General features: G+C 62.8%; 20 protein-coding genes and 2 pseudogenes. 12 read left to right on the forward strand and 10 right to left on the reverse strand.

Going from position 1 to position 23,669, the window contains the following annotated elements:
- Positions 1–193: hypothetical protein (locus NKH59_RS24700; RefSeq protein ID WP_353023379.1), on the reverse strand; the 193-nt coding region annotated here is incomplete at its 3' end.
- A 361-nt stretch (positions 194–554) separates the two neighbouring features.
- Here NKH59_RS24700 and NKH59_RS24705 point away from each other — a divergent pair.
- Positions 555–1,568, forward strand: coding sequence for a methyltransferase family protein (locus NKH59_RS24705; protein ID WP_353023381.1), 1,014 nt, complete (start codon positions 555–557; stop codon positions 1,566–1,568).
- A gap of 33 nt (positions 1,569–1,601) precedes the next feature.
- Here the strand turns inward: NKH59_RS24705 and NKH59_RS33565 are convergent, their stop codons facing one another.
- Entirely contained in the window at positions 1,602–2,174 is a 573-nt protein-coding gene (locus NKH59_RS33565) for a DUF982 domain-containing protein (protein WP_502893790.1), read from the reverse strand.
- On the opposite strand from NKH59_RS33565, the gene NKH59_RS24715 reads away from it, so the two are divergent.
- The 4 genes from NKH59_RS24715 to otsB all read left to right on the forward strand — a co-directional run bounded on the left by NKH59_RS24715 (position 2,160) and on the right by otsB (position 8,147).
- On the forward strand, positions 2,160–3,221 hold the full coding sequence (locus NKH59_RS24715; protein WP_352540549.1) for a glycosyltransferase family 4 protein: 1,062 nt from the start codon (positions 2,160–2,162) through the stop codon (positions 3,219–3,221). The two genes, NKH59_RS33565 and NKH59_RS24715, sit on opposite strands and share 15 nt — an antisense overlap.
- A 48-nt stretch (positions 3,222–3,269) precedes the next feature.
- On the forward strand, positions 3,270–5,432 hold the full coding sequence (locus NKH59_RS24720; RefSeq protein WP_352540550.1) for an amylo-alpha-1,6-glucosidase: 2,163 nt from the start codon (positions 3,270–3,272) through the stop codon (positions 5,430–5,432).
- 175 nt (positions 5,433–5,607) lie between these two features.
- Positions 5,608–7,389 (forward strand): alpha,alpha-trehalose-phosphate synthase (UDP-forming), encoded by a 1,782-nt coding sequence (locus NKH59_RS24725; protein ID WP_353023382.1) that lies wholly within the window; start codon positions 5,608–5,610, stop codon positions 7,387–7,389.
- Positions 7,386–8,147: a trehalose-phosphatase gene (gene otsB / locus NKH59_RS24730; protein WP_031211298.1), complete on the forward strand. Its 762-nt coding sequence runs from the start codon at positions 7,386–7,388 to the stop codon at positions 8,145–8,147. Before NKH59_RS24725 ends, otsB begins: the two co-directional genes overlap by 4 nt.
- Positions 8,148–8,164: 17 nt before the next feature.
- Here otsB and NKH59_RS24735 read toward each other — a convergent pair.
- Positions 8,165–8,374, reverse strand: a pseudogene (locus NKH59_RS24735) (ABC transporter ATP-binding protein); the annotation flags it as partial.
- Between NKH59_RS24735 and NKH59_RS24740 the strand changes: the two are divergent.
- Positions 8,370–8,762: an MmcQ/YjbR family DNA-binding protein gene (locus NKH59_RS24740; RefSeq protein ID WP_352474256.1), complete on the forward strand. Its 393-nt coding sequence runs from the start codon at positions 8,370–8,372 to the stop codon at positions 8,760–8,762. The pseudogene NKH59_RS24735 and the gene NKH59_RS24740 sit on opposite strands and share 5 nt — an antisense overlap.
- A 194-nt stretch (positions 8,763–8,956) precedes the next feature.
- A complete protein-coding gene (locus tag NKH59_RS24745; protein WP_352474257.1) occupies positions 8,957–10,414 on the forward strand; it encodes an NCS1 family nucleobase:cation symporter-1 in 1,458 nt (485 codons plus the stop codon).
- 29 nt (positions 10,415–10,443) lie between these two features.
- On the opposite strand, the gene NKH59_RS24750 is transcribed toward NKH59_RS24745, so the two are convergent.
- From NKH59_RS24750 to tpiA, 5 genes are all read right to left on the reverse strand, one after another.
- Entirely contained in the window at positions 10,444–10,983 is a 540-nt protein-coding gene (locus NKH59_RS24750; RefSeq protein ID WP_352795444.1) for a DUF1697 domain-containing protein, read from the reverse strand.
- Between the two features lie 10 nt (positions 10,984–10,993).
- Positions 10,994–12,622: a CTP synthase gene (pyrG, locus tag NKH59_RS24755; protein WP_352448839.1), complete on the reverse strand. Its 1,629-nt coding sequence runs from the start codon at positions 12,620–12,622 to the stop codon at positions 10,994–10,996.
- Between the two features lie 147 nt (positions 12,623–12,769).
- On the reverse strand, positions 12,770–13,891 hold the full coding sequence (locus NKH59_RS24760) for a L,D-transpeptidase (RefSeq protein WP_352685756.1): 1,122 nt from the start codon (positions 13,889–13,891) through the stop codon (positions 12,770–12,772).
- A gap of 199 nt (positions 13,892–14,090) precedes the next feature.
- Positions 14,091–14,543, reverse strand: a complete 453-nt coding sequence (gene secG / locus NKH59_RS24765) for a preprotein translocase subunit SecG (protein WP_254817294.1) — start codon at positions 14,541–14,543, stop codon at positions 14,091–14,093.
- Positions 14,544–14,706: 163 nt separating this feature from the next.
- Positions 14,707–15,474 (reverse strand): triose-phosphate isomerase, encoded by a 768-nt coding sequence (gene tpiA / locus NKH59_RS24770; RefSeq protein WP_352474263.1) that lies wholly within the window; start codon positions 15,472–15,474, stop codon positions 14,707–14,709.
- A 142-nt stretch (positions 15,475–15,616) separates the two neighbouring features.
- On the opposite strand from tpiA, the gene NKH59_RS24775 reads away from it, so the two are divergent.
- From NKH59_RS24775 to NKH59_RS24795, 5 genes are read left to right on the forward strand one after another with little or no spacing between them, the layout of a single operon-like run.
- Positions 15,617–17,509 (forward strand): peptidyl-prolyl cis-trans isomerase, encoded by a 1,893-nt coding sequence (locus NKH59_RS24775; RefSeq protein WP_353023383.1) that lies wholly within the window; start codon positions 15,617–15,619, stop codon positions 17,507–17,509.
- Complete coding sequence (gene trpD / locus NKH59_RS24780) at positions 17,506–18,516, forward strand: anthranilate phosphoribosyltransferase (protein WP_352616138.1); 1,011 nt, start codon at positions 17,506–17,508, stop codon at positions 18,514–18,516. Before NKH59_RS24775 ends, trpD begins: the two co-directional genes overlap by 4 nt.
- A gap of 4 nt (positions 18,517–18,520) precedes the next feature.
- Positions 18,521–19,333, forward strand: a complete 813-nt coding sequence (trpC, locus tag NKH59_RS24785) for an indole-3-glycerol phosphate synthase TrpC (RefSeq protein ID WP_353023385.1) — start codon at positions 18,521–18,523, stop codon at positions 19,331–19,333.
- 2 nt (positions 19,334–19,335) lie between these two features.
- A complete protein-coding gene (moaC, locus tag NKH59_RS24790) occupies positions 19,336–19,842 on the forward strand; it encodes a cyclic pyranopterin monophosphate synthase MoaC (RefSeq protein WP_352474267.1) in 507 nt (168 codons plus the stop codon).
- Positions 19,842–21,047, forward strand: coding sequence for a molybdopterin molybdotransferase MoeA (locus tag NKH59_RS24795; RefSeq protein ID WP_353023386.1), 1,206 nt, complete (start codon positions 19,842–19,844; stop codon positions 21,045–21,047). The genes moaC and NKH59_RS24795 overlap by 1 nt, the downstream gene beginning before the upstream one ends.
- Positions 21,048–21,054: 7 nt before the next feature.
- Here the strand turns inward: NKH59_RS24795 and NKH59_RS24800 are convergent, their stop codons facing one another.
- Positions 21,055–21,885, reverse strand: a complete 831-nt coding sequence (locus NKH59_RS24800; protein WP_353023388.1) for a hormone-sensitive lipase — start codon at positions 21,883–21,885, stop codon at positions 21,055–21,057.
- 96 nt (positions 21,886–21,981) lie between these two features.
- Positions 21,982–23,228: pseudogene (kynU, locus tag NKH59_RS24805) on the reverse strand (kynureninase).
- Positions 23,229–23,669 lie beyond the last annotated feature (441 nt).

The following is a 23,669-nucleotide window of genomic DNA, read 5'->3' on the forward strand; positions in this document are numbered from 1 at the left end:
CGAGGCGCAGCATGTGTTCGACCGGCACCAGCGTAGCCAGCGGCAGCTGGGGTTCGAGCGGTAGCAGCGGTTCGAGCGGCACCAGCAGTTCAAGCGGCGGCAATGACGGAACAAGCAGCGGCGGCTCAAGCGGATCGAGCAGTAGCAGCGGATCCAGCGGCGGCAACGACGGGACAAGCAGCAGCGGATCCAACGGCAGCGGTGGAGTGTAGCAGCTGCTCAAGTGGCACTAGCGGCGGCGGGTGGGCACACTACGTGACCCGTGGCGGCCGCCGACGACGATCAACCCTCATGACAACGGGAGTAGCAGCTTGACGCTCCAACCGAAATCCGCGACCGCGCCCCTAACCGGCCTTGCAGGACTGTTTGGTCTTGCGCTGGCCGTCGGAGTGCTCGTCAACAGAAGCTGGCCTGTGCATTTGCAGGCCATGACTGTCATTGCAGCTACCGCGGCAGCGATGATCGCGGTCGACACGGCCTATTTCCAGACGTTCCGGAGGCGTTCGACGGGATTGCAGGCGAAGCCGATGCGAGCGCTTGAAGTCGAGCGCGTCGTGCGCAAGCTCATCGGCTTCATCGTCACGCTCACGACCATTGCCGCAGTCTACTGGATAGTGCCGGAATACCGGCGTGGGTTTTACGCCCCCTACTGGGCGGCGCTTTACGACACCTTGCCGGCGCTGCTCGTCGCCGCGCCGTTTTATGTTGCCTATGTCGACCGCCGGCAGACCGATCCGGAAGATTCATATGCCGAAATCGGTGCATTCGTCCTCAGCGGCGCCGTGCCGCAAAGGACCGAGCAGATACGCCAGCACGTGCGGAGCTGGATCGTCAAAGGCTTCTTCCTGCCGCTGATGTTCGTCTATCTGTGCTCCACACTGGGTTCGATCCTTGCCGGGCTGGAACAACCGTATCGATTCGACATCATGCGCTGGCACGCTTTTGCAATCGATCTCCTGTTCATGGTGGATGTTCTTGTCGCGGTCGTCGGCTACGTCTTCACGCTGCGCGTCCTCGACAATCATATCCGCACCGTCGAGCCCACCGTATTCGGCTGGCTGGTTTGTCTTGCCTGTTATGAACCCATCAACGCCGCCACCCGTGCCTACCTGAACTACGAAACGGGCGCCAACTGGACGGCGGTGATGCCCTCACCGGCGCTCCAGGTTTTCTGGGGGTCGGCGATCCTCTTCTGCATCTTGATTTTTGTCTGGTCCACCGTGAGCTTTGGCCTGAGATTTTCCAATCTCACCAATCGCGGAATCATCACCTGCGGACCGTATCGCTGGATCAAGCATCCGGCCTATGTTTCGAAAAACCTCTCCTGGTGGCTGGTCTCCCTACCTTTCCTCACCGCCGCAGGACCCGCTGAAGCGCTGCGGCACTCCGCCATCCTGCTCGCGCTCAATGCCATCTACGCACTCCGCGCCATCACCGAGGAATGCCATCTGTCACGCGACCCCGATTACGTCGCCTATCGCGATTACATCAGCGAAAACGGCGCCGTTGCTCCGCTCAAACGACTGTTCGCGAAAGCGAGTCGGTCGCCGATCAGGCGCTCAGGCTGAATGCCCTTGCTCGGACCATCTGCGGCAGCTTGCCTATCGCCTCAAGGCGTGATCGCGATGCCGATCCTCGCCGCTCATCGGCAACGGCCGATCGCCCTCGAGCAGGCGGGTGATCCGGGCGAAGCCGGCAAAAGCCTTTCTCGCTTCCTCGGCCGACATCCGGCCGGCCATGGCCGCAGCGCAGCAATTCACGGCGCACTGGTAAACCGGCCCGCGCCGCCCGGCCGGCCATTTTCGCAAGAATGCCATCGCTTCGGCAACGCTGTCGATCTCCTCCACGGGCTGTCCCTGTCCGCGCAAAATCCGCACGGGCGAAAAGAATTGCAAGCGGTCCATCATTTCCTCCCCGTCGACCGGATGCGTGCGATCGAACCCCACTAAACTCGCGAACCCGACTTTGGTTCCCGGCAAAACATGGCTTGGCCTGAAAAATGTTTGCTGGACGAGACGAGCAACGGTCGACGCGCCCGGCAGCTCCAATTGGGTGACATCTTGCCCCAATTGGGTGGCATCTTGCCATTGTACGGGAACGTTAGCGCGGCTGATGCATTTCGATGCCACGAGCAGTCTTTTTGAGGGAAATGCCAAAACATGAGAATAGCCCATGTGGCGCCGCTCCATGAATCCGTGCCACCCCGGTTCTATGGAGGGACGGAGCGCATCGTCTCCTATCTGACCGAAGGATTGGTCGAGCTTGGCCATGACGTGACCCTGTTCGCCAGCGGCGATACCAAGACGTCGGCGAAATTGGTGGCGTGTCGCGAGCGCGCGCTCCGTCTCGATCCGCGCCCGCACAAATCCGAAACCGCGGCGCATCTCTCGATGCTCGCCGAGGTGAGGAGCCGTGCGCAACAGTTCGACATCATCCATTTCCATCTCAGCCACTTCCTGCATTTTCCTTTCTTCGAACACATGCCCGACCGGACGGTGACGACACCGCATGGCAGGCTCGACTATGTCGACCTGGCCCCGGCCTACGAACATTTTCCGCGCTTTCCGATGATCTCGATTTCGTGTAGCCAGAGAACCGGGCTACCCAGGGCAAATTGGCTGGCGACCATCCATCACGGGCTACCGATCAATACGTATGAGCCGACTTTCGAGACGGAGGTGGACGAGCCGTATCTGGCCTTTCTGGGCCGGCTGTCGCGCGACAAGCGCCCGGACCGTGCCATTGAGATCGCCTTGCGCTCCGGGCTGAAACTGAAGCTTGCGGCAAAGATCGGCGACGACGACCGCCCTTTTTTCCACGACACGGTCGAGCCGCTGATCGACGGCGACCGTGTCGACTATATCGGCGAGATCGAAGAGGACAGAAAAGCGGAATTCCTCGGCAAGGCGGCCGGCCTGCTGTTTCCGATCGATTGGCCGGAGCCGTTCGGTCTTGCCGCGATAGAGGCTATGGCCTGTGGCACGCCGGTGATCGCCTGGAAATGCGGTGCCCTGCCCGAGATCATCGACCACGGCGTGACCGGTTTCCTTGTCGATACGGTCGATGCTGCGGTCGCCTCGATACCGGAATTGCTGCGCCTCGACAGGCGACAGGTGAGAGCCGTGTTCGAAAACCGTTTTTCTGCCACGAGAATGGCCCACGACTATGTGGCTGCCTATGCGCGCCTGATCGGTACTCCCGGTGAAGCGAGAGCGTCCTGATCGGCGTCATTGTGGACGTTGGAAACGAAACGACAGAGCTTGTGACGTATGAATCAACTCGACGAGCGTAAGCTTGATCCCGCCGTAGCCCTTGCCTCCCTCGACGAGGTTGCGCCCCGGGAGCCGCACCGGCTGTTCGCCCTCAAGCAAGCCGACTGCTTCGCGGTGGCCGACGCCTATGGCGACATCCGCGGCGCCGGCGATGGCTTTTTCCGAGACGACACGCGTGTGCTTTCGGAATTCCGGCTGACGGTCGGTGGCCGGCAAATGTCGTTGCTCGGCGCCTCGCTCAGCCAGGACAATGTGCTTTTCACCTCGAACCTGACCAATTTGCCGATCCAGAGTGTCGGTGGTCGCGACATTCCGCAGGGCGCGATCCACATAGAACGCGTCAGGCTGCTTTGGCAGGACCGGCTGTTCGAGCGCATCACCCTTTCCAACTACAGCCAGGAATCGTCGGCCATTCGGGTTTCCTTGCATTTCGCAGCAGATTTCCGCGACATGTTCGAGGTGCGCGGTTCGACCCGGCTCAAGCGCGGAATAGCCCACGCCGCCGAGACCAGTCCGACATCCGTGGTGCTTCGATATGACGGGCTGGACCAACTCGTGCGCCTGTCGGCGATCTCGTTCTCGCAGGCGCCGGACAATTTGACCGCCAGCCGCGCGGATTTCCTGGTTGCGGTGACGAAGCGCAGCAGCGAGGTCCTCTATATCGAGGTCGGCCCGGAAGTGGCGGAGACACCCGACCGCGACCGTTTTCGGGCTGCAGCCGCCCGCGCTCGCTTCGGCATGCGCGCCAAACGCCGCCACGGCGCGACGGTGCACAGTTCTGGCCGCGTCTTCAACGACTGGATCGAACGCGCGCGCGCGGACGTGGCGCTGCTGACCACCGAGCTTGCAACCGGACCTTACCCCTATGCCGGCATACCCTGGTTCTCGACGGCATTTGGCCGTGACGGGGTGATTTCCGCATTGCAGATGCTGTGGTTGAATCCTGGGCTGGCGCGCGGCGTACTCGCCTTTCTCGCCCAGCATCAGGCGACCGAAACGTCGCCGTTCAGCGATTCGCAGCCCGGCAAGATCATGCACGAGACCCGCAAGGGCGAGATGGCGGCACTGCGGGAGCTCCCGTTCGGCCGCTATTACGGCGGCGTCGATACCACGCCGCTCTATATTCATCTCGCTTGCGCCTATGCGGATCGTACCGGCGACATGGCGTTCGTCGACAGCCTGTGGCCATCGCTCTGTGCAGCGGCCGAATGGACGGAGGAGACAAGCCGCGCGACCGGCTTCGTTACCTACCAGCGCGGCGCCGAGACCGGCCTTGCCAACCAGGGCTGGAAGGACAGTTTCGATTCCGTCTTCCATGCCGATGGCCGCATGCCCAAGGGGCCGATCGCCCTGGTCGAGGTGCAAGGCTACGTCTTTGCCGCGTTCCGTGGGCTGGCGGCGCTCGCCCGCCGCCGCGGCGAGGACGACAAGGCCGATCATTGGGAGGAACGCGCCGAAACCATGCGCGCCGCGGTGGAACGCCATTTCTGGATGGACGATCTCAATTTCTATGCACTGGCGATCGATGGTGCAGGCGAGCTCTGCAAGGTACGGACGTCGAATGCCGGCCATCTTCTCTTTGTCGGGCTGCCCGAGCCGGAACGGGCGCAGATGGTCGCCGATCAGCTGCTCTCCGCGTCGTTCCACTCTGGTTGGGGCGTGAGGACGCTGGCCGACGATGCGATATTCTTCAATCCGATGTCCTACCACAATGGTTCGATCTGGCCGCACGACACCGCCATGTGCGGTGCAGGCCTGGCACGTTATGGCGTGCGCGACAGCGTGGTTCGGCTGATGAGCGGCACGTTCGAATCGGCTGTCCATTTCAACATGCGGCTGCCGGAACTGTTCTGCGGCTTTACCCGGTCGCCGGGCGAAGCGCCCATCGCCTATCCCGTCGCGTGCCTGCCGCAAGCCTGGTCAGCGGGATCGGCCTTCATGCTGATGCAGGCCTGCCTTGGGCTCGAAATCGACGGCTGGAACAGCGAAATCCGGGTCACCCGCCCAAGGCTGCCGATCGGCATCGACACGCTGACATTGCGGCATCTGGGTGTCGGCTCGACAGTGGTCGACCTCACATTCCAGCGTGTCGGCGACCGGGTCGTCGCCTTTCTTGCCGACCGGTATGAGGGGATGGTGCCGCTCATCGTGCGCACTTGATGCCGCCGCGCTGCGGCGCATCGAAAATGACGCGCGGCATTGCAATCGTCCGGAACCGATAGCCTCTTTGTGCGTTGCAAAAATGGGTGGGGACGCTGTCGTTGGCATACGGCGGCGAACCAGAAAACAAATAAAAAAAACGGCTATCGGCCGGCCGGAGGCGAGATCACATTCCATGTCAGATTATACTGTAAACCTGCTCTGGGTTTTGCTGATTGCAAGTTTTGGCTTTTCCGCTTTTGCCATTCTCCTGTCGATATCCCGCCAGCGCCGCGGTCGCGCAACGGCCGCCGCATACACGCCGAGCGAGGATGTCGCCTCGGAAGCGGCACGCAAGGTGCTGCGCGAGTTCGAAAAGAACGGCCAGTCCGCCGATGCGGCACTGGTCACGTGGTCGCCCGACACGTTGCGCAAGATCCTGGCCGACGACCTGCCGGACGCACAGGTCATCGTGGTGTCCAACCGCGAACCCTACATCCACAACATCAAGGACGACGGGGTCCAACTTTTGGTGCCGGCCAGCGGCCTGGTTTCGGCACTCGAGCCCATCACCCGCGCCTGTGCCGGCACCTGGATCGCCTATGGCGGCGGCACGGCAGACCGTCTCACCGTCGACAAGGACGACCGGGTGCAGGTGCCGCCAGGCAATCCGTCCTACACGCTGCGCAGGGTCTGGCTGACGGAGGAGGAATATCAGGGCTACTATCTGGGCTTCGCTAATGAGGGCCTATGGCCGCTTTGCCATATCGCCTTCACCCGCCCCGTGTTTCGCGCCTCGGACTGGGACGCCTACGAGGCCGTCAACCGCAAATTCGCCGATACGGTGGTTGCCGAAGCCCGCAACGAACGGCCGATCGTGCTGGTGCAGGACTATCATTTCGCGCTGCTGCCGCGCATGATCCGCCAGCGCCTGCCGGACGCGATAGTCATCACCTTCTGGCATATCCCGTGGCCTAATTCGGAAGTATTCAGCATCTGTCCGTGGCGTGAGCGGATCCTGGAAGGACTGCTCGGCAGTTCGATCATCGGCTTTCATACCCAATTCCATGCCAACAACTTCACCGAAAGTGTCGACCGCTTTCTGGAGAGCCGGATCGAACGGGCAGACGCGGCAATCTCCTATGGTGGGCAGACCACATTGGTCCACGCCTATCCCATTTCCATAGAATGGCCGGCCCAATTGCTGGCAAAACTGCCGTCTGTGGAGGAGTGCCGCGCCAGCGTGCGCGACAGATTCGGCCTGTCTGCGGATACCAAACTATGCGTTGGCGTCGAGCGCCTCGACTACACGAAAGGCATTCTCGATCGCTTCCATGCCTTGGACGAATTGTTCACGAGATATCCCGAATGGATAGGCAAGGTGGTTTTCCTGCAGATCGCCGCGCCGAGCCGGGGGACATTGCCCGCCTACCAGCAACTCCACGACGAATGCCGCCGCTGTGCCGAGGAGCTCAACCGGCACTATGGCAGCGAGACATACAGCCCTATCCTGATGGTCGCCGAACATCATCGGCAGGAGCAGGTCTACGAGGTCTATCGTGCCGCCGACATCTGTATGGTCACCAGTCTGCATGACGGCATGAACCTTGTCGCCAAGGAATTCGTCGCAGCGCGCGACGACGAACAGGGCGTGCTTTTGCTCAGCACCTTCGCCGGTGCCTCGCGCGAATTGCTGGAAGCACTGATCGTCAACCCCTACGATGCGGCCATGATGAGCGAGGCGCTGTTGCAGGCGCTGACGATGACGCCGGAAGAGCAGCGCGAACGTTTGCGGCCGATGCGCGAGATGGTCCGCGACAACAATGTCTACCGCTGGGCCGGCAGCATGCTGCTGGACGCCGCGCGCCTGCGCAAACGCGGCGATCTCGACAGGGTGACCGGAACCGGCGAGCGCCCGCCATCGAACACCAACAACGTCATCTCGATGTTCGAGCGGGCTCGGAAGGCAGCGTCGTGAAAAGCTTTGAACAACCACCGGCGTTGAACCTGTCGGAAGGGCAATGGGCGCTCTTCCTCGACATCGACGGAACCCTGCTGGAACACGCTGCCCATCCCGACGCGGTGTTCGTCGGGGAGGAATTGCGCAATCTGCTCGAACGCATCGAGCGGCGGCTGGATGGTGCGGTCGCCTTCATCACCGGCCGATCGATTCCCGCCGTGGACAAGCTGTTCCACCCGCTGAAGCTGCGGATTGCCGGACTGTATGGGCTGGAGCACCGGCTGACGCCGAGCGGTCCGATCGATGCCGCCGACGCGCCGGCCGACATCGCCGCCCTTGCGGACGAGATCGAGGCCGAACTGGGCAGCGGCAAGGTCTATGTCGAGCGCAAGGGGCCGGTCCTTGCCGTTCATACAAGAGCAGCACCGCAACTGCTTGCACCCGCAATCCAGCTCGTCGAACAGGCATTGGCCCGGCTTCCGAAGGGTTATCGGGTGCTTCCGGGAAACGCCGGCGTCGAGCTCATGCCTTTGGAAGCCGTCAAAGGTGCTGCCATCCGGCGTTTCATGGACATTCCGCCCTTTGTTGGCCGGCGGCCGATATTCCTCGGAGACGATACATCGGACGAACACGGTTTCGAGGCGATCAATGAAATTGGCGGCATCTCCATCCGCGTGAAGCCGAACGGACCGACGGCCGCAACCTATGTCCTCGACGACGTGACGGGCGCAATAGCCTGGCTCGAGGCCAGTTTCGAGACGTCGGCGGTGGCCTGATCGCGCCCTGGCCCGGTTCAGCTGATCTTCCCGTCCACCATGTGAATGCGGCGATCCATGCGTGCGGCCATGTCGAGGTCATGCGTGACTGCCACGACCGTCTTGCCGCGTTCGCGCACCAGATTCTGCAGGATTGTGAACACCTGCTCCGAGCTCTTGCTGTCGAGGCTCCCCGTCGGCTCGTCTGCCAGGATAGCCACCGACAGCGATGGAGGAGAGTTGATGAGTAGGAAATCGCGCGCTTCGACCGATGCCGTTCTCAAGGAACTACGCGCCTTCGGCCTCACCTATCCAGGCGCCGAGACAAAGAGTCCGTGGCCTGGTCACGACGATCTCGCGGTGAAAGGCAAGACCTTTGCTTATTTGAGCCTTGAAGGCGAACCGTTCAGCATCTCCCTCAAACTCCCTTACAGCGGCGACGAGGCGAGAAAGCTCCACTATGCGTCGCCGACGGAGTACGGCCTTGGCAAGAGCGGATGGGTGACGTTCGAACCAGCACCGGACGAACTGCCACCGATGGGACAACTGAAGTCATGGCTCGATGAGAGTTATCGCGCACAAGCGCCCAAAAAGCTTGCCGCCCTGATCACGCACAAGGTGGACTCTGGAGCTTAGGTCGAGCGATCGGTGTCACCCCACGAATCGCCGGCGCTAGGAAGCTCAACGACGCCACGCCGATAAGCGCGTTTCTCATTGAATGACTTTAAGCCCAAAGCCGGCAAATCGTCTGCTTGCCGGTTCCCCTGCGTCAGGCTTAACCTGCGTGCCATGCGTGGAGGCGCGTGCGGTTGCAAGGGGAGGACATAGCAATGACAATACAAGGCGCATCACCGGACCTGTACAATGAGGATCTCGCTCCGGCGAAGGTTCGAAACTGGGGACCGTTCTCGATCTTCAACGTCTGGACGTCGGACGTCCACAGCCTGTGGGGCTACTATCTCGCTGCCAGCCTGTTCCTGTTCTGCGGCGGCTTCGTCAACTTCATCATCGCCATCGGTATCGGTTCGCTGATCATCTATGCGTTGATGAACATGGTCGGCTATGCCGGCGTGAAGACCGGGGTGCCCTACCCGGTCCTGGCGCGTGCCTCCTTCGGCATCTGGGGCGCCAACATACCGGCGCTGGTGCGCGCCATCGTCGCCTGCTTCTGGTACGGCGCGCAGACGGCGGCCGCCTCCGGGGCGATCGTAGCCCTGCTGATCCGCTCGCAATGGTTCGCCGACTTCAACCAGAGCACACATTTCCTCGGCCACTCCGGGCTCGAGGTGATCTGCTTCGCCGTCATCTGGGCGCTGCAACTCCTGATCATCCAGAAAGGCATGGAAACGGTGCGCCGCTTCCAGGATTGGGCCGGACCGGCGGTGTGGGTGATGATGCTGATCCTGGCGATCTATCTTTGCATCAAGGCAGGCACCTTCGCTTTCACCAGCGACATCCCGATGGATGTGCTGCTGGAAAAGACAAAGGACGCGGGCGTGCCGGGCACGCCGGGCTCCTGGACCTCGCTGTTTGCGGTGGCCGCGATCTGGGTGACCTATTTCTCCGCGCTCTATCTCAACTTCTGCGATTTCGCGCGCTACGCCCCGGACAAGGCATCGCTGCGCAAGGGCAACATCTGGGGCCTGCCGGTCAATCTTATCCTGTTCTCGCTGGTCGCCGGCGTTACGACGATCGCCGCCTTCGACGTCTATGGCGAGGTGCTGCTGCATCCCGACCAGATTTCGGCGAAATTCGACAGCTGGTTCCTGGCGGCGCTCGCAGCCCTGACCTTTGCGGTGGCGACGCTCGGCATCAATGTGGTGGCGAACTTCGTGTCGCCGGCCTTCGACTTCTCCAATGTCTTTCCACGCCAGATCGACTTCAAGAAGGGCGGCTACATCGCGGCGCTGATCGCGCTGGTGCTCTATCCATTCGCGCCCTGGGAAGGCAGTGCCGCCTCCTTCGTCAACATCATTGGCGCGACGATGGGGCCTATCTTCGGCGTGATGATGGTCGACTATTACCTGATCCGGAAGGGCGAGGTCGACGTCGAGGCGCTCTACAGGGAGAATGGCGAATTCCGCTTTCAGGGCGGCTGGCATGTCAATGCCTTCATCGCCGCCGGTATCGGCGCGGTCTTCTCCTCGATCCTGCCCAACTTCACCAGCCTGCTGCCGTCATGGTGGGGCGTCTATGGCTGGTTCTTCGGCGTGGCAATTGCCGGCGTCATCTACTACGTGCTGCGCACGATGGCACTCGGTGCCGGAGCCAGGATAGCCAAGGCCTGAGCGATTTGGGGCGGCGCGAGCCGCCCCGTTTATTCTGCGACCATCTTGGCCAGGCGGCGCACCGTATTCCAGTTGCGCGAGGTGCCGATGCCCAGGCGTTTGTGACTGACCGCCGCAAGCAGCCGCGAACTCGGCGTCTCGCTGGAAAAGACGATCCAGATGTCGCCGCCGACAATCCGCAGCTTCTCGTCCTTGCCGGCATACGCCTCAAGCGCCGCGGCGGTCTCGGCGGGAACGGGCGCCCGCATCACGCGCACCGCCACCTGGTCCGCGGCCTCAGCCGATTCGGCTGGGAACGGATTGCCGGCCGCCATCCTCAGCCAGCCGTCGGCGCGGCGCACGATGATGTCGACGTGGCGGCCGAAAGTCTTTGCGAACGCCGCCTCCAGCCGCTGCTCCAACGCCGCAAGTTCTGTTTCTTGCGCCTCGAAAACCAGATTGCCGGTCGCCACCAGCGTGCGCGGGTTATTCAGACCCAGGCCTTCGGCCATCGCCTTCAGATCGGACATGACGACCCGCCGCCCCTCGCCCAGGACAATGCTGTAGAGCAGCGCGACGTACGTTTGCATGGGCGGCTAGTTAGACCAGCCGCGACTGCTCTACCGCCGCCTCGATGAAGCTGGCAAACAGCGGGTGCGGATCGAGCGGCCGGCTTTTCAACTCGGGATGGTACTGCACGCCGATGAACCAGGGGTGGTCGGGATATTCGACCGTTTCCGGTAGCACGCCGTCCGGCGACATGCCGGCAAACACCAGGCCGCAATCCTCGAGCCGCTCCTTGTAGTCGACATTGACCTCGTAGCGGTGGCGATGGCGTTCGGAAATCTGGGTATCGCCATAGATCTCGGCGATCTTCGATCCCTTGGCGAGGTCGGCCTGGTAGGCACCGAGCCGCATGGTACCACCAAGGTCGCCGGTTTCCCTGCGCTTTTCCAGCATGTTGCCCTTCAGCCATTCGGTCATCAAGCCGACAACCGGCTCCTCGGTTGGACCGAACTCGGTCGATGATGCGTGCTCGACGCCGGCCAGCGAACGCGCCGCCTCGATGCAAGCCATCTGCATGCCGAAGCAGATGCCGAAATACGGCACCTTGCGCTCGCGCGCGAACTTCGCCGCCAGGATCTTGCCCTCCGAGCCGCGCTCGCCAAAACCGCCGGGGACGAGAATGCCATGGACCTTCTCCAGCCACGGCGCCGGGTCTTCCTTCTCGAATATCTCGCTTTCGATCCAGTCGAGCTTGACCTTGACCCGGTTGGCGAGGCCGCCATGCGACAGCGCCTCGATCAGCGATTTGTAGGCGTCCTTGAGGCCGGTATATTTGCCGACGACGGCAATGGTCACTTCGCCTTCCGGATTGTGGATGCGGTTGGACACCGCCTGCCACCGTTCCATGCGCGGCTTCGGCGCCGGATCGATGCCGAAGGCCGCCAGCACTTCCGAATCCAGCCCTTCATTGTGATAGGCCATCGGCACGTCGTAGATATGCGGGACGTCGAGCGCCTGGATGACGGCGCTTTCGCGGACATTGCAGAACAGCGACAGCTTTCTGCGCTCTTCCTTGGGGATCGGCCGGTCGGCGCGGACCAGCAGTATGTCGGGTGCAATGCCGATGCCGCGCAACTCCTTGACCGAATGCTGCGTCGGCTTGGTCTTCAGTTCGCCTGCCGTCGGAATGTAAGGCATCAAGGTCAGGTGGACGTAGACGGCGTTGTTGCGCGGCAGGTCGTTGCCGAGTTGGCGGATCGCCTCCAGGAACGGCATCGCTTCGATGTCGCCGACGGTGCCGCCGATCTCGCACAGCACGAAATCGTAGTCGTCATTGCCGTTGAGGACGAAATTCTTGATCTCGTCGGTGACGTGCGGAATGACCTGCACGGTGGCGCCGAGATAGTCGCCGCGCCGCTCGCGCTCGATGATGTTCTTATAGATGCGGCCGGTGGTGATGTTGTCCTGCTGGTTGGCCGAGCGGCCGGTGAAGCGCTCATAATGGCCAAGATCGAGATCGGTCTCGGCCCCGTCATCGGTCACGAAGACTTCGCCGTGCTGATAGGGCGACATCGTGCCGGGATCGACATTGAGATAGGGATCGAGCTTTTTGATGCGTGCGCGATAGCCCCGCGCCTGCAAGAGAGCCCCAAGGGCCGCTGCAGCAATGCCTTTTCCAAGTGAGGAAACCACGCCGCCTGTGATGAATACATATCGCGCCATGGGAGTCATCGCTTAACGCGGCCGAATTGATTCCGCCAGAGAAAAAACCGCCGCGAAGGCTTTTTCCCAAGAAGGCGCTCTGGTCGTTGGCGTATCAAAACAAAAGGGCCGGCGAGGCCGGCCCTTTTGGCACGATCTGTCAAAGCGTCAGATGATGACGACTTTGGTGCCTACTTTCACCCGGCGGTAAAGGTCCATGACGTGCTCGTTGATCATACGGAAGCAGCCATTGGAGGCGCTGGTTCCGATTGACTGCGGCGCGATGGTGCCGTGAATGCGCAGGTGGGTATCTTTCTTGCCGTCGTAAAGATAGATGGCGCGCGCACCGAGCGGATTGTCGCCGCCGCCGGGCATGCCGTCCTTGTACTGGCCATAGTGCTTGGGTTCGCGCTTTTGCATATCCAGCGTCGGAATCCAGCGCGGCCATTCCTGCTTGTCGCCGACGGCAACCGTACCCTTGAACTGCAGGCCTTCCCGGCCGACCGCGATGGCATAACGGCGGGCGGTTGACGATGATTCGACGAGGTAGAGACGACGGGCGCTGGTATCGATGACGATGGTGCCGGGGTTGTAGCCGGTGAATTCGACCTCCTGCGGCACGAATTCCGGCTTGACCTTGAACTGCCGCTTGGCCTGCTTCCTTTCGAGCGCGGCGTCGAGCGCGCGTGTTTCCGGAAGCAGCGACATCGACGAAGAGGATGTGCCGCCGAACAGTCCCGCGAACAGCCCGACGCTCTGCGGCTTCTGCCCGACCGGTTCGCTGCGCAACTCGCCATTGTTGCCGGTCAGCGCAACGTTCATGGCCTCGGCTGGGATCGGCTCGGCCGACTGGATCGGCGCAATGGGCGTAATCGGTTCGATGATGTTGACGGTCTTCTTCTTGGCCGGCGTGGCGTCAGCCACCTTGGCCGTTGCGAGCGGCTGGCTCTTCTTGGCAAGGAACGCCTGGCGTTCCGCATCGGCTTTGGCTTTCGCCGCCTCGCGCATCGCCAGCTTCCTGGCTTCGAGTGCCTTGGCGCGAGCGGCGTCCTTGTCGGCTGCGATCTTGGCTTCGATCTTGCGGATCTGCGCAAGGTCGTCCGGCGTCGGATCTTTCTTCTTCTTGAGAAGCTTCAATTGCGCTGCATCGCTTTTGGCAGCGACCTTGACGACGTCGGTTGTTGTTGCGGCTTTGTGGGCCGAGTTTGCCGTTGGCATGGCCGCGAAAGCGGGCGCACCTAGGCTGAGCACGGCACAAAGGCCGGCAAAAATGAAGCTGCGAAGCTGCATGGGGAAGATCCGATCGTTCAATGCTTGTTGCCCACGGCGTCGCCCGGCGCCCCCCAAGGACGCCGAGAATGCCGCGTGCAACGTATAATCGATTAGCCGGAAGCGCCTCAAGCGTGAGGCGCAGTCGAATCTTCATGATCGTGCGGCATTTGCCGCGACTGTGTTCAAACGACAACAGATCGCGGCATAAGTTGCCCTATTACTGGTTGGGGACCTGCGGCGTGGCCGGCGCGGTGGCGCCGTTTGTCGCTGGCGGCGTCGCCGGAGCGGTTGCCGGCGGCGTCGTTGCCGCGCCATTGCCGGACGGCGGGGTCGGCGCCGTGGTGCCTGAAGGCGGCGTCGGCGTCGTGGTTCCAGGCAATTGGTTGAGTACGCCCTTGCCTGCTCCGTCCGAGGTCGCCGGCACGCGATCGAGAATGTCGATCGGCTTCTCGCCATAGCGCGCAACGATCGACAGTGTCAGCGAGGTGACGAAGAAAGCGGCAGCCAGGATCGCCGTCGCCCGCGTCAGCGCATTGGCGGCGCCACGCGCGGTCATGAAGCCCGATCCGCCGCCGATGCCGAGGCCGCCGCCTTCGGAGCGCTGCAGCAGCACCACGCCGACAAGCGCGAGCACGACCATGAGGTGGACGACGATCAGTACGGTTTCCATAATTTACCCTGGCAAGGCCTTGTGCGGCCGCTGATTTGGAGGCGGCTCAATACAATGCTTTGACGGCATTTCCAAGCCCGTGGCCGGAATATGGGAAGCAATGCGTCCTTTGCAACGATTTCGACGCCGGCCGTCCGCTCAAATGCAGCAACCAGCCCTTGTATCAAGCGATGTTTCGATAGGCTTCCGCGATGCCGAGGAAGTCCGCCGCCTTTAGGCTGGCGCCGCCGACCAGCGCGCCATCGACATTCCTGACGCCGAGCAACTCGATGGCGTTGGACGGCTTGACCGAGCCGCCGTAGAGAATGCGCATCTTGGCCGCCGTATTGCCGAGCTTCCGTGCCAGTTCTTCGCGGATATGCGCATGTGCCTCGGCGACGTCGGCGGCGGTCGGGGTCAAGCCGGTCCCAATCGCCCATATTGGCTCATAGGCAATGACGGTGTTGGAAGCCGTGGCGTTTGGCGGGACCGAGCCAGCGACCTGGCGCGACAGCACGTCGAGCGTGGCTCCTGCTTCTCGTTCGGCTCTTGTCTCACCAATGCAGATGATGGCCACCAGCCCGGCGCGCCATGCGGCGGAGGCCTTGGCCTGGACCAAGGCATCGTCCTCCTTGCGATCGGCGCGGCATTCGGAATGGCCGACGATGACATGGCTGGCACCTGCATCCTTCAGCATCTCGGCCGAAATGCAGCCGGTATAGGCGCCGCTTTCCTCGGTGTGGCAATCCTCTCCGCCGGCCCGCACCGGCGTGCGCGACAGAATCTCGGCGGCGTGCGCAAGCAAGGTCGCCGGCACGCAGACCACCGCTTCGGTCTCGGCGTCTAGCCCACTCATGAAGCCGTTGCCGATCATCCTGATCTCGTTGAGCGAGGCGCTGGTGCCGTTCATTTTCCAGTTGCCGGCGACGAGCGGGCGGATTCCAGTGGTCATGGGATTTGTTTCTCCGGGCAATTTCCAGCTGGCCCTCACTATCAAAATCAGGCCACAAAGCAATCGACAGTGGGCAGGAAGGGCGCTATTGCGCTTGTTTCAGACTCGGCGCATGCGAAATGCGCAAAAATCGGAAGTACTCATGCTTGGTATGTTGAGAAGCGCGGCGGGGACCTGGGTCGCGAAACTGCTGCTGTCATTGTTGGTGTTGAGCTTCGCCATCTGGGGCATCTCGGGGCGGCTGATGGGCGGTCTTGCCGGCCATGACGCCGTGATTACGGCCGGAGGCACCAAGGTCTCGATCAACGAATACCGCCTCGCCTACGATCGCCAGCTCAGCGTCATGTCGCAGCAATTCGGCCAGCGCATCAGCCGTGAGCAAGCGACGGCGCTCGGCATCGACAACCAGGTGCTGGCGCAACTCGTGTCGGGTGCCGTCCTCGACGAGCAGGCCCGCAAGCTCGGCCTCGGCCTTTCCAAGGACCGGCTCGCCGAACTGACGCGTGAAGACCCGGCGTTCAAAGGGCCTGCCGGAACCTTCGACAGGAGAACCTTCGAGTACCTGCTTCGGCAGGTCGGCATGCGGCCGGAAGACTATTTGAAGAACCGCGCCCAGGTCGCGGTCCGTCAGCAGATCGTCGAGGCGGTTTCGGACGGCCTCAAGGCCCCGGATACATTCTTCAAGGCGGTCGCGCTCTATCGCGGCGAAGATCGCACCATCGACTACCTGACCTTGCCGAAATCGCTGGTCGAACCGATAGAAGCGCCGTCCGACAGCGCGCTTTCGGCCTATTTCGAGGAAAACAAGAAAACCTACGCCGCTCCCGAATACCGTAAGTTCTCCTATGTCAGGCTCGAACCGGAAGACATCATGGATTTGAGCGCGGTGACCGACCAACAGGTCAGCGACGACTACAATAAGAACAAGGCGCGCTACACCACGCCGGAGATGCGCACCATCGAGCAGCTTGTGTTCAAGACACCTGATGCCGCAAAGGCGGCGCTCGATTCGCTCAGGACCGGCGCGACCTTCGACAAGATCGTCGCTGCCGAAGGCAAGACTCCGGCAGACACGCTGCTCGGCACGCTGGCCAAGGACAAGATCGCCGACAAGGCGGTCGCCGATGCTGCCTTCAAACTAAACGTCAATGAGGTCAGCCCGGTCGTACAGGGCGCCTTTGGTCCCGTTCTGCTGCGCGTCACCGAGATCAAGCCCGAAGTGGTGAAGCCGCTGGCCGAAGTGTCCGAGCAGATCCGCAAGGACCTGGCACTGGGCGAGGCAAGCCGCATCTTGCTGGACGTGCACGACAATTACGAGGATACGCGCGCCTCGGGCAGTTCGCTCGCCGAGGCAGCCGCCAAATTGAAGCTGAAGGTCATCACCATCGATGCCATCGACCGCACCGGCCAACGGCCGGATGGAAGCATCGTCAAAGACCTGCCGGAATCGCCGGCACTCATCAAGGCGGTGTTCGAATCCGAACCCGGAACCGACAATGAAGGCCTCACCACCGCCGATAACGGCTTCGTCTTCTACGACGTGAGCGCGATCACGCCTGCCCGCGACCGCACATTGGACGAAGTCCGCCAGAAGGTCGTGGCCGACTGGACCGCGGCGGAGACCACCAAACGGCTCACCGCAAAAGCACAGGAGCTCGAGAAGCGTCTCAAGGCTGGCGTCACGCTCGAGGTGATCGCCGGTGAGCTCAAGCTCGAAAAGCAGACCAAGCGCGGCGTCAAGCGCGATGCGGACGACGTCGATTTCGGCAAGGAAGGCGCCGCCGCGATGTTCGGCGTCGGCGAAGGCGGCACCGGGTTGATCCCCTCACCTACGGGCGACGGACAGATCCTGTTCAAGGTTGCCGAGGTGTTCGAGCCTGCCGGGGCCGATGCCAGCTCAGTGCCCCAGGACGCACAGAAGTCCTTCACCTCCGGCATGTCCGACGACCTGCTCGACCAGTTGGTGGCGCAGTTGCAGACGCAATATGACGTCCGCATCGATCAGGCGGCCGTAACCCAAGCCCTGGCCAGATGAGCGCGCTGAAGATCCACATCGCCAAGGTCGCCGCCGGCAGCGCTCTTTCCTTCGAGGAGGCGCGCGAGGCCTTCGACATCATCATGTCCGGCGATGCTACCCCCGGCCAGATCGGCGGCTTCCTGATGGCATTGCGCGTGCGCGGTGAGACCGTCAGCGAGATCGCCGGCGCCGTCGCCACCATGCGCGCCAAGATGCTGCGTGTCGAAGCTCCCGAGGGTGCCATCGACATTGTCGGCACCGGCGGCGACAATTCGCACAGCGTCAACATTTCGACCGCATCCGCTTTCGTCATCGCCGGCAGCGGCGTGCCCGTCGCCAAGCACGGCAATCGCGGACTGTCCTCGCTGACCGGCGCCGCCGATGTGCTGATCGCATTGGGCGTCAAGATCGACATCCCTCCGGAGACGATCGGCCGCTGCATCCACGAGGCCGGCGTTGGCTTCATGTTCGCGCCGGCGCATCACCCGGCGATGAAGCATGTCGGCCCGACCCGGGTCGAGCTCGGAACCCGCACCATCTTCAACCTGCTGGGCCCGCTTTCCAATCCGGCGAGTGTCAGACGGCAGATGGTCGGCGTGTTCCTGCCCGAATGGATCATGCCGGTGGCAGAAACGTTGAAGGAACTTGGTGCCGACCATGCCTGGATCGTCCATGGCGACGGCTATGACGAGATCACCACCACCGGCGAGACACTTGTCGCCGAATTGGCCGGCGGCGAGATCCGCAGCTTTACGCTGACCCCGGAAGCCGTCGGACTGAAGCGGCACACCAAGGACGAGTTGCGCGGCGGCGACGCCGCCCACAACGCCCAGGCACTGCGCGACATGCTGGGCGGCGCCGCCGGCGCCTTTCGCGATACGGTGCTGATGAATGCCGGCGCCGGGCTGGTGGTGGCCGGCAAAGCGACGACCCTCGCCGACGGCATGGTAACGGCGGCGCAGGCCATCGACAGCGGCCGCGCGCTGAAAGTGCTCGACAGGCTGATCGAGATTTCGAACGGTTAAAACCATGTCCGACATCCTGCGCAAGATCGAGGCTTACAAGCGCGACGAGATCACGGCGGCCAAGGCGCGCGTGCCGCTGGCCGAGATCAAGGCACGGGCGACGGATGCCGACGCGCCGCGCGGCTTTCTTTCCGCCCTTGAAGCAAAGCGCAAATCCGGCAGGTTCGCGCTGATTGCCGAAATCAAGAAGGCTAGCCCATCCAAAGGCCTGATCCGCGCCGATTTTGATCCGCCGGCGCTGGCCAGGGCCTATGCGAAGGGCGGTGCCGCCTGCCTTTCGGTGCTGACCGACGCACCCTCCTTCCAAGGCGCGCCCGAATTCCTCACCACTGCGCGCGCTGCCGTCGAGCTGCCTGCCCTGCGCAAGGATTTCCTGTTCGACCCCTATCAGGTCTACGAGGCCAGGGCATGGGGCGCCGATGCCATCCTGATCATCATGGCCAGCGTCGACGACGCGTTGGCAAGAGAACTCGAAGCGACAGCGTTCGGGCTCGGCATGGACGCGCTGGTCGAAGTGCATGACGAGGCTGAAATGGAACGCGCGCTGCAGCTGTCGTCGCGACTGATCGGTATCAACAACCGCAATCTCCGGACCTTCGAAACCAGCCTGCTGACCTCGGAGCGGCTGGCAGCGATGGTGCCGGCCGACCGCCATCTGGTCAGCGAGAGCGGTATCTTTTCGCACGACGATTGCCGCCGGCTGGAGCAGAGCGGAATTGCGACTTTCCTGGTCGGCGAGAGCCTGATGCGCCAGCAGGACGTGGCCGCGGCAACGCGCCTGCTGTTGACGGGCAAGGCGCCGGCAGAGGCCGTTTGAGGATGGCGGCCACCCTCACCCATCTTGGCGCGCAGGGCGAAGCCAACATGGTCGATGTCGGAGACAAGGCTGTGACGGTGCGCACGGCAGTCGCAGAAGGCTTTGTCGCGATGCGGCCCGAGACGCTGGATATGATCCTCGCCGGCGACGCCAAGAAGGGCGACGTGCTGGGCACCGCGCGCATTGCCGGCATCATGGCGGCCAAGAAGACGCATGAACTGATCCCGCTTTGCCATCCGCTGCTGCTGACCAGGATATCTGTCGATATCGAGGCGGACGCCGCGCTGCCCGGCCTGAAGGTGACAGCATTGACCCGCGTCACCGGCAAGACCGGCGTTGAGATGGAGGCTCTGAGTGCCGTCTCGGTCGCTTGCCTGACCATCTACGACATGGCCAAGGCGGTCGACCGCGCCATGGTCATCTCCGGCATAAGGCTGGTTGAAAAGACCGGCGGCAAATCCGGCGACTACAAGATCACCGGAGACGGGGCCACCGAGGCAGGCCGATAATGGTGCTGGTCCCAGTTGCCGAGGCGCTCGAGCGCCTGCTGGACGGCGCAGCAGCGCTGCCGGGCGAACGCGTCGCACTGCTGGATGCCGCCGACCGCGTGCTGACGGAGCCGGTTGTGGCGCTCCGCACCCAGCCGCCGTTCAACGCCTCCGCCATGGACGGCTATGCCGTGCGGGCGGCCGATATCGCGTCCGTACCGGCAAGGCTTTCGGTGGTCGGCATGGCGCCGGCCGGACGCGGCTTTGCCGGAACGGTGCAGCAGCGGCAGGCCGTGCGCATCTTTACCGGCGCGCCGCTTCCCGAAGGCGCCGACACTATCGTCATCCAGGAGAACGTCCGCGATCTCGGTGGCGGCAGCGTCGAAGTGACGGAACGGACGGTGCAGGGGCGCAACATCCGCCGCCTCGGGCTCGATTTCGCCAAGGGCGATGTCCTGCTGCCCAAAGGCCGCCTGCTCGACCCGGCGGCCTTGTCGCTGGCGGCATCGGCCAATCACCCCGAGGTGCGCGTGGTCAAACGGCCGCTGGTCGCCATCATCGCCACCGGCGACGAATTGCTGCCGCCGGGCAGCGATCTTGGCCCCGACCAGATCATCTCCTCCAATGCCTATGGTGTCGCCGCTGCCGCACAGTCGGTCGGTGCGCGCGCGCTCGACCTTGGCATCGCGCCGGACCGCAGGGAGGCGATCGCTGCGCTGGTTGAAAAGGCCGTGAAGGCTGGCGCGAACGTCATCGTCACGCTGGGCGGTGCCTCGGTCGGTGACCACGACTTCGTCCATGACGTGCTGACCGGGCAAGGCATGACGCTCGATTTCTGGAAGATCGCCATGCGGCCGGGCAAGCCACTGATGTTCGGGCGGCTGGGAGACATTCGCTGCATCGGCCTGCCCGGCAATCCGGTGGCAAGCCTGGTCTGCACTCAGCTCTTCCTGAAGCCGCTGCTGGCGCGGCTCGGCGGCCGCGCCTTTCAGCAGGATATACGTCGGGCACGGCTCGGTGCCGCCATGCCGGCCAACGATCTCAGGCAAGATTATGTGCGGGCTGTTGTCATAGATGACGCCGGTACGCTCGTGGCGACGCCGTTCGGCATCCAGGACTCCTCGATGCTGAAAATGCTGGCCGATGCCAACGGGCTGATCGTTCGCGCGCCGTTCGCGCCTGCCGCGGCGACGGGCTCCCCCTGCGACGTGCTGATGCTACGCTGAACCTGCCTCACTCCGAAATCAAGGTCCGGGTCAGCGGATGGTCTGGATCGGCCAAACCGTCGATGATGTTGAAATGATGCCGGTCAGGCTCGACCACCGAGCTGGTCGCGGTACCCAGGCCGATCCAGATGTTGGCCAGCAACGCGCTCTGACGCAGGAATTCAGCGCGCTCGCCGCCGCCGGCCCAGCAGGTCAGGCGGGCCTTGTCCATCGGGCGTAGCAGCACCGGGCTTTCGGCCTGCGCCTCGGCCTCATCGATCGCCAGCGTCTCGTTCATGCCGGTGCGCATGATCGGGCGCAAATCGTGCACCCCCGAGATCGACACTACATGACGAACGCGCCGGACGACTTCGGGCGCCAGCGGCGTCGTCGCCGTAACCATCCGGCTAACAAGATGGCCGCCGGCCGAGTGCCCGGTCAGCATCAGCGGCCCTGCAACGATCGCCGCCGCCTTGCCGATCGCCGCGCCGACTTCCTTGACGATGCCGCCAATGCGTATCTGCGGACAGAGCGTGTAGGACGGCATCGCCACCGCATAGCCGCGATCAACAGGGCCAGCGGCAAGATGCGACCAGAAATTCTTGTCGAATTCCATCCAGTAGCCGCCATGGACGAACACCACGAGTCCCTTGGGCTTGATGGGAGGCAGGAAAAGATCGAGCCGGTTGCGTGGGTTGTCGCCATAGGCCATGTCCAGCCGCGCCCTGCCCTCGGTCGAAAGCACGTCGCGGAAAATCCGCGCGGGCTCGATCCAGGCCGCCGGCCAGCGATCGCTGCCGGCTATGTTGGCGCCGTTGGCATAGGCGTTGTCCCAATCTGCAATGTGACGTTCGAACACCCTGCGCCCTCCCTGGCATATGGCCTTGCAACGTAGCCGTGAGCATCGCGCGGCGCGTCGCTCGCCAGCCTCACGATTCCAGCTCTCGCATCAATCTCACGTGACAGCTGCTTTGATGGCGAAGCGCGCATCCTTCCACGCACCGGTGTGCAGGATGTCCTCAAGCACTTTGACGGCCTGCCAGACATCGGCATAGCCGACATAGAGCGGGGTGAAGCCGAAGCGCATGGTCGATGGCGCGCGAAAATCGCCGATCACGCCACGTTCGATCAGCGCGCGCATGACCTGGTAGCCATGCTCATGCATGAATGAAATCTGGCTGCCGCGTTTTTCCCCATCGCGCGTGCTTTCGAGCGTGAGCCCGTAAGTGCCGCACTTTGCCTCGACAAGCTCGATGAACAGATCCGCCAGCGCGATGCTCTTCTTGCGCACCGCCGTCATATCGACATCGTTCCAGATGTCGAGCGCGCCCTTCAGCGTGCGCATCGACAGGACCGGCTGCGTGCCGCACAGAAACCGGCGGATGCCGGTGCCGGCCGCATAGCCTGGCTCGAAGGCGAAGGGCCGTGCATGGCCCCACCAGCCGGTGAGCGGCTGCTGGATGTCGGAAAGATGCCGCTCAGCCGCATAGATGAAGGCAGGCGCGCCGGGGCCGCCATTCAGATATTTGTAGGTGCAGCCAACGGCAAAATCGGCGTTTGCCTTGTCGAGCTCGACTGGCATCGCGCCGGCGGTGTGGCAGAGATCCCAGACGATCATCGCCCCGGCTTCCTGAGCCCTGCGCGTCAGCGCCGGCATGTCGCGCAGTTCGCCCGACCTATAGTTGACGTGGTTGACCAGCACCACGGCGGTGCGTTCGTCGATCAGCTCTTCGATGGTCGGCGCGTCGACTCCCGAGAGGCGCAGCAGCGTATCTTTTCGCGTCGAAACCACACCTCGGCCATGTAGAGGTCCGTCGGAAAACTATCGCCCTCGGCGACGATGACCTGCCGCTCCGGTCGCATGGCCATGGCGGCGTGCAGCAGCTTGTAGATGTTGACCGATGTCGTGTCGCAGACCACCGTCTGGCCGGCCGCGGCACCGATCAGGCGCCCGAGCTGGTCGCCAAGTTCAAGCGGCATGTTGAACCAGCCGGCCGTGTTCCATGCGCGGATGAGATCATGCGACCATTCTTCGGTCGCGGCCTTGTGCAGTTCATCGAAAGCGGCACGTGAAGCAGCTCCTAGCGAATTGCCGTCGAGATAGATCACTCCTTGCGGCAACACAAAGCGGTCGCGCATCGCGCGCAGCGGATCCGCGGCATCCATCGCCTTTATGGCCACGAGATCGGGAATTCCTGTCATGATTTGTCTGCTCCCCCAAGATCCAACGCAACGCCGGACACGCATCGACTGTTCTTCCATTACCTGGTTGCGCGCAGCAAGGCTCCACCGGCGAGAAGCAGCCTGACCAGACGGTGGAAACCGGGACTTAACCCGAGGTTGGCGTTTTGAGTTCGTTTCGTTCACGGTGCATTGACCAAACCGCACAGTCGATAAGGGTTCAATTCCGTGCCTTTTGCCGACCGACGGCCGATGCCAGTGCCGCCATCTAGGAGGCCAGAAGGGCGCAAACGAAAGCAGAATCAAGGCGATGAGGCTTGCGGCGGTGAAAATGCGGTACGCCGGTAGGGGACGTCGTTTGTTTCCCGAGCCTTAACGCATTCATTAAACTTTAAACAGTTGCGGAACACAACTGGAACAGATAGTGTTTGTTCTGGGTTTGTTTTTCTGATTCTGTTGGGG

The organism is Mesorhizobium sp. M0998, from assembly GCF_040318885.1.
Lineage (GTDB): Bacteria > Pseudomonadota > Alphaproteobacteria > Rhizobiales > Rhizobiaceae > Mesorhizobium.

Coding starts and splice junctions, on each gene's coding strand:
- NKH59_RS33565 (WP_502893790.1), bottom strand. CDS start 2,174: ATGGGCTATTCTCATGTTTTGGCATTTCCCTCAAAAAGACTGCTCGTG.
- secG (WP_254817294.1), bottom strand. CDS start 14,543: ATGGAAACCGTACTGATCGTCGTCCACCTCATGGTCGTGCTCGCGCTT.
- moaC (WP_352474267.1), top strand. CDS start 19,336: ATGGCGGCCACCCTCACCCATCTTGGCGCGCAGGGCGAAGCCAACATG.
- NKH59_RS24775 (WP_353023383.1), top strand. CDS start 15,617: ATGCTTGGTATGTTGAGAAGCGCGGCGGGGACCTGGGTCGCGAAACTG.
- trpC (WP_353023385.1), top strand. CDS start 18,521: ATGTCCGACATCCTGCGCAAGATCGAGGCTTACAAGCGCGACGAGATC.
- NKH59_RS24720 (WP_352540550.1), top strand. CDS start 3,270: ATGAATCAACTCGACGAGCGTAAGCTTGATCCCGCCGTAGCCCTTGCC.
- NKH59_RS24740 (WP_352474256.1), top strand. CDS start 8,370: ATGAGTAGGAAATCGCGCGCTTCGACCGATGCCGTTCTCAAGGAACTA.
- NKH59_RS24725 (WP_353023382.1), top strand. CDS start 5,608: ATGTCAGATTATACTGTAAACCTGCTCTGGGTTTTGCTGATTGCAAGT.
- NKH59_RS24760 (WP_352685756.1), bottom strand. CDS start 13,891: ATGCAGCTTCGCAGCTTCATTTTTGCCGGCCTTTGTGCCGTGCTCAGC.
- pyrG (WP_352448839.1), bottom strand. CDS start 12,622: ATGGCGCGATATGTATTCATCACAGGCGGCGTGGTTTCCTCACTTGGA.
- NKH59_RS24795 (WP_353023386.1), top strand. CDS start 19,842: ATGGTGCTGGTCCCAGTTGCCGAGGCGCTCGAGCGCCTGCTGGACGGC.
- trpD (WP_352616138.1), top strand. CDS start 17,506: ATGAGCGCGCTGAAGATCCACATCGCCAAGGTCGCCGCCGGCAGCGCT.
- tpiA (WP_352474263.1), bottom strand. CDS start 15,474: ATGACCACTGGAATCCGCCCGCTCGTCGCCGGCAACTGGAAAATGAAC.
- NKH59_RS24715 (WP_352540549.1), top strand. CDS start 2,160: ATGAGAATAGCCCATGTGGCGCCGCTCCATGAATCCGTGCCACCCCGG.
- NKH59_RS24745 (WP_352474257.1), top strand. CDS start 8,957: ATGACAATACAAGGCGCATCACCGGACCTGTACAATGAGGATCTCGCT.
- NKH59_RS24750 (WP_352795444.1), bottom strand. CDS start 10,983: ATGCAAACGTACGTCGCGCTGCTCTACAGCATTGTCCTGGGCGAGGGG.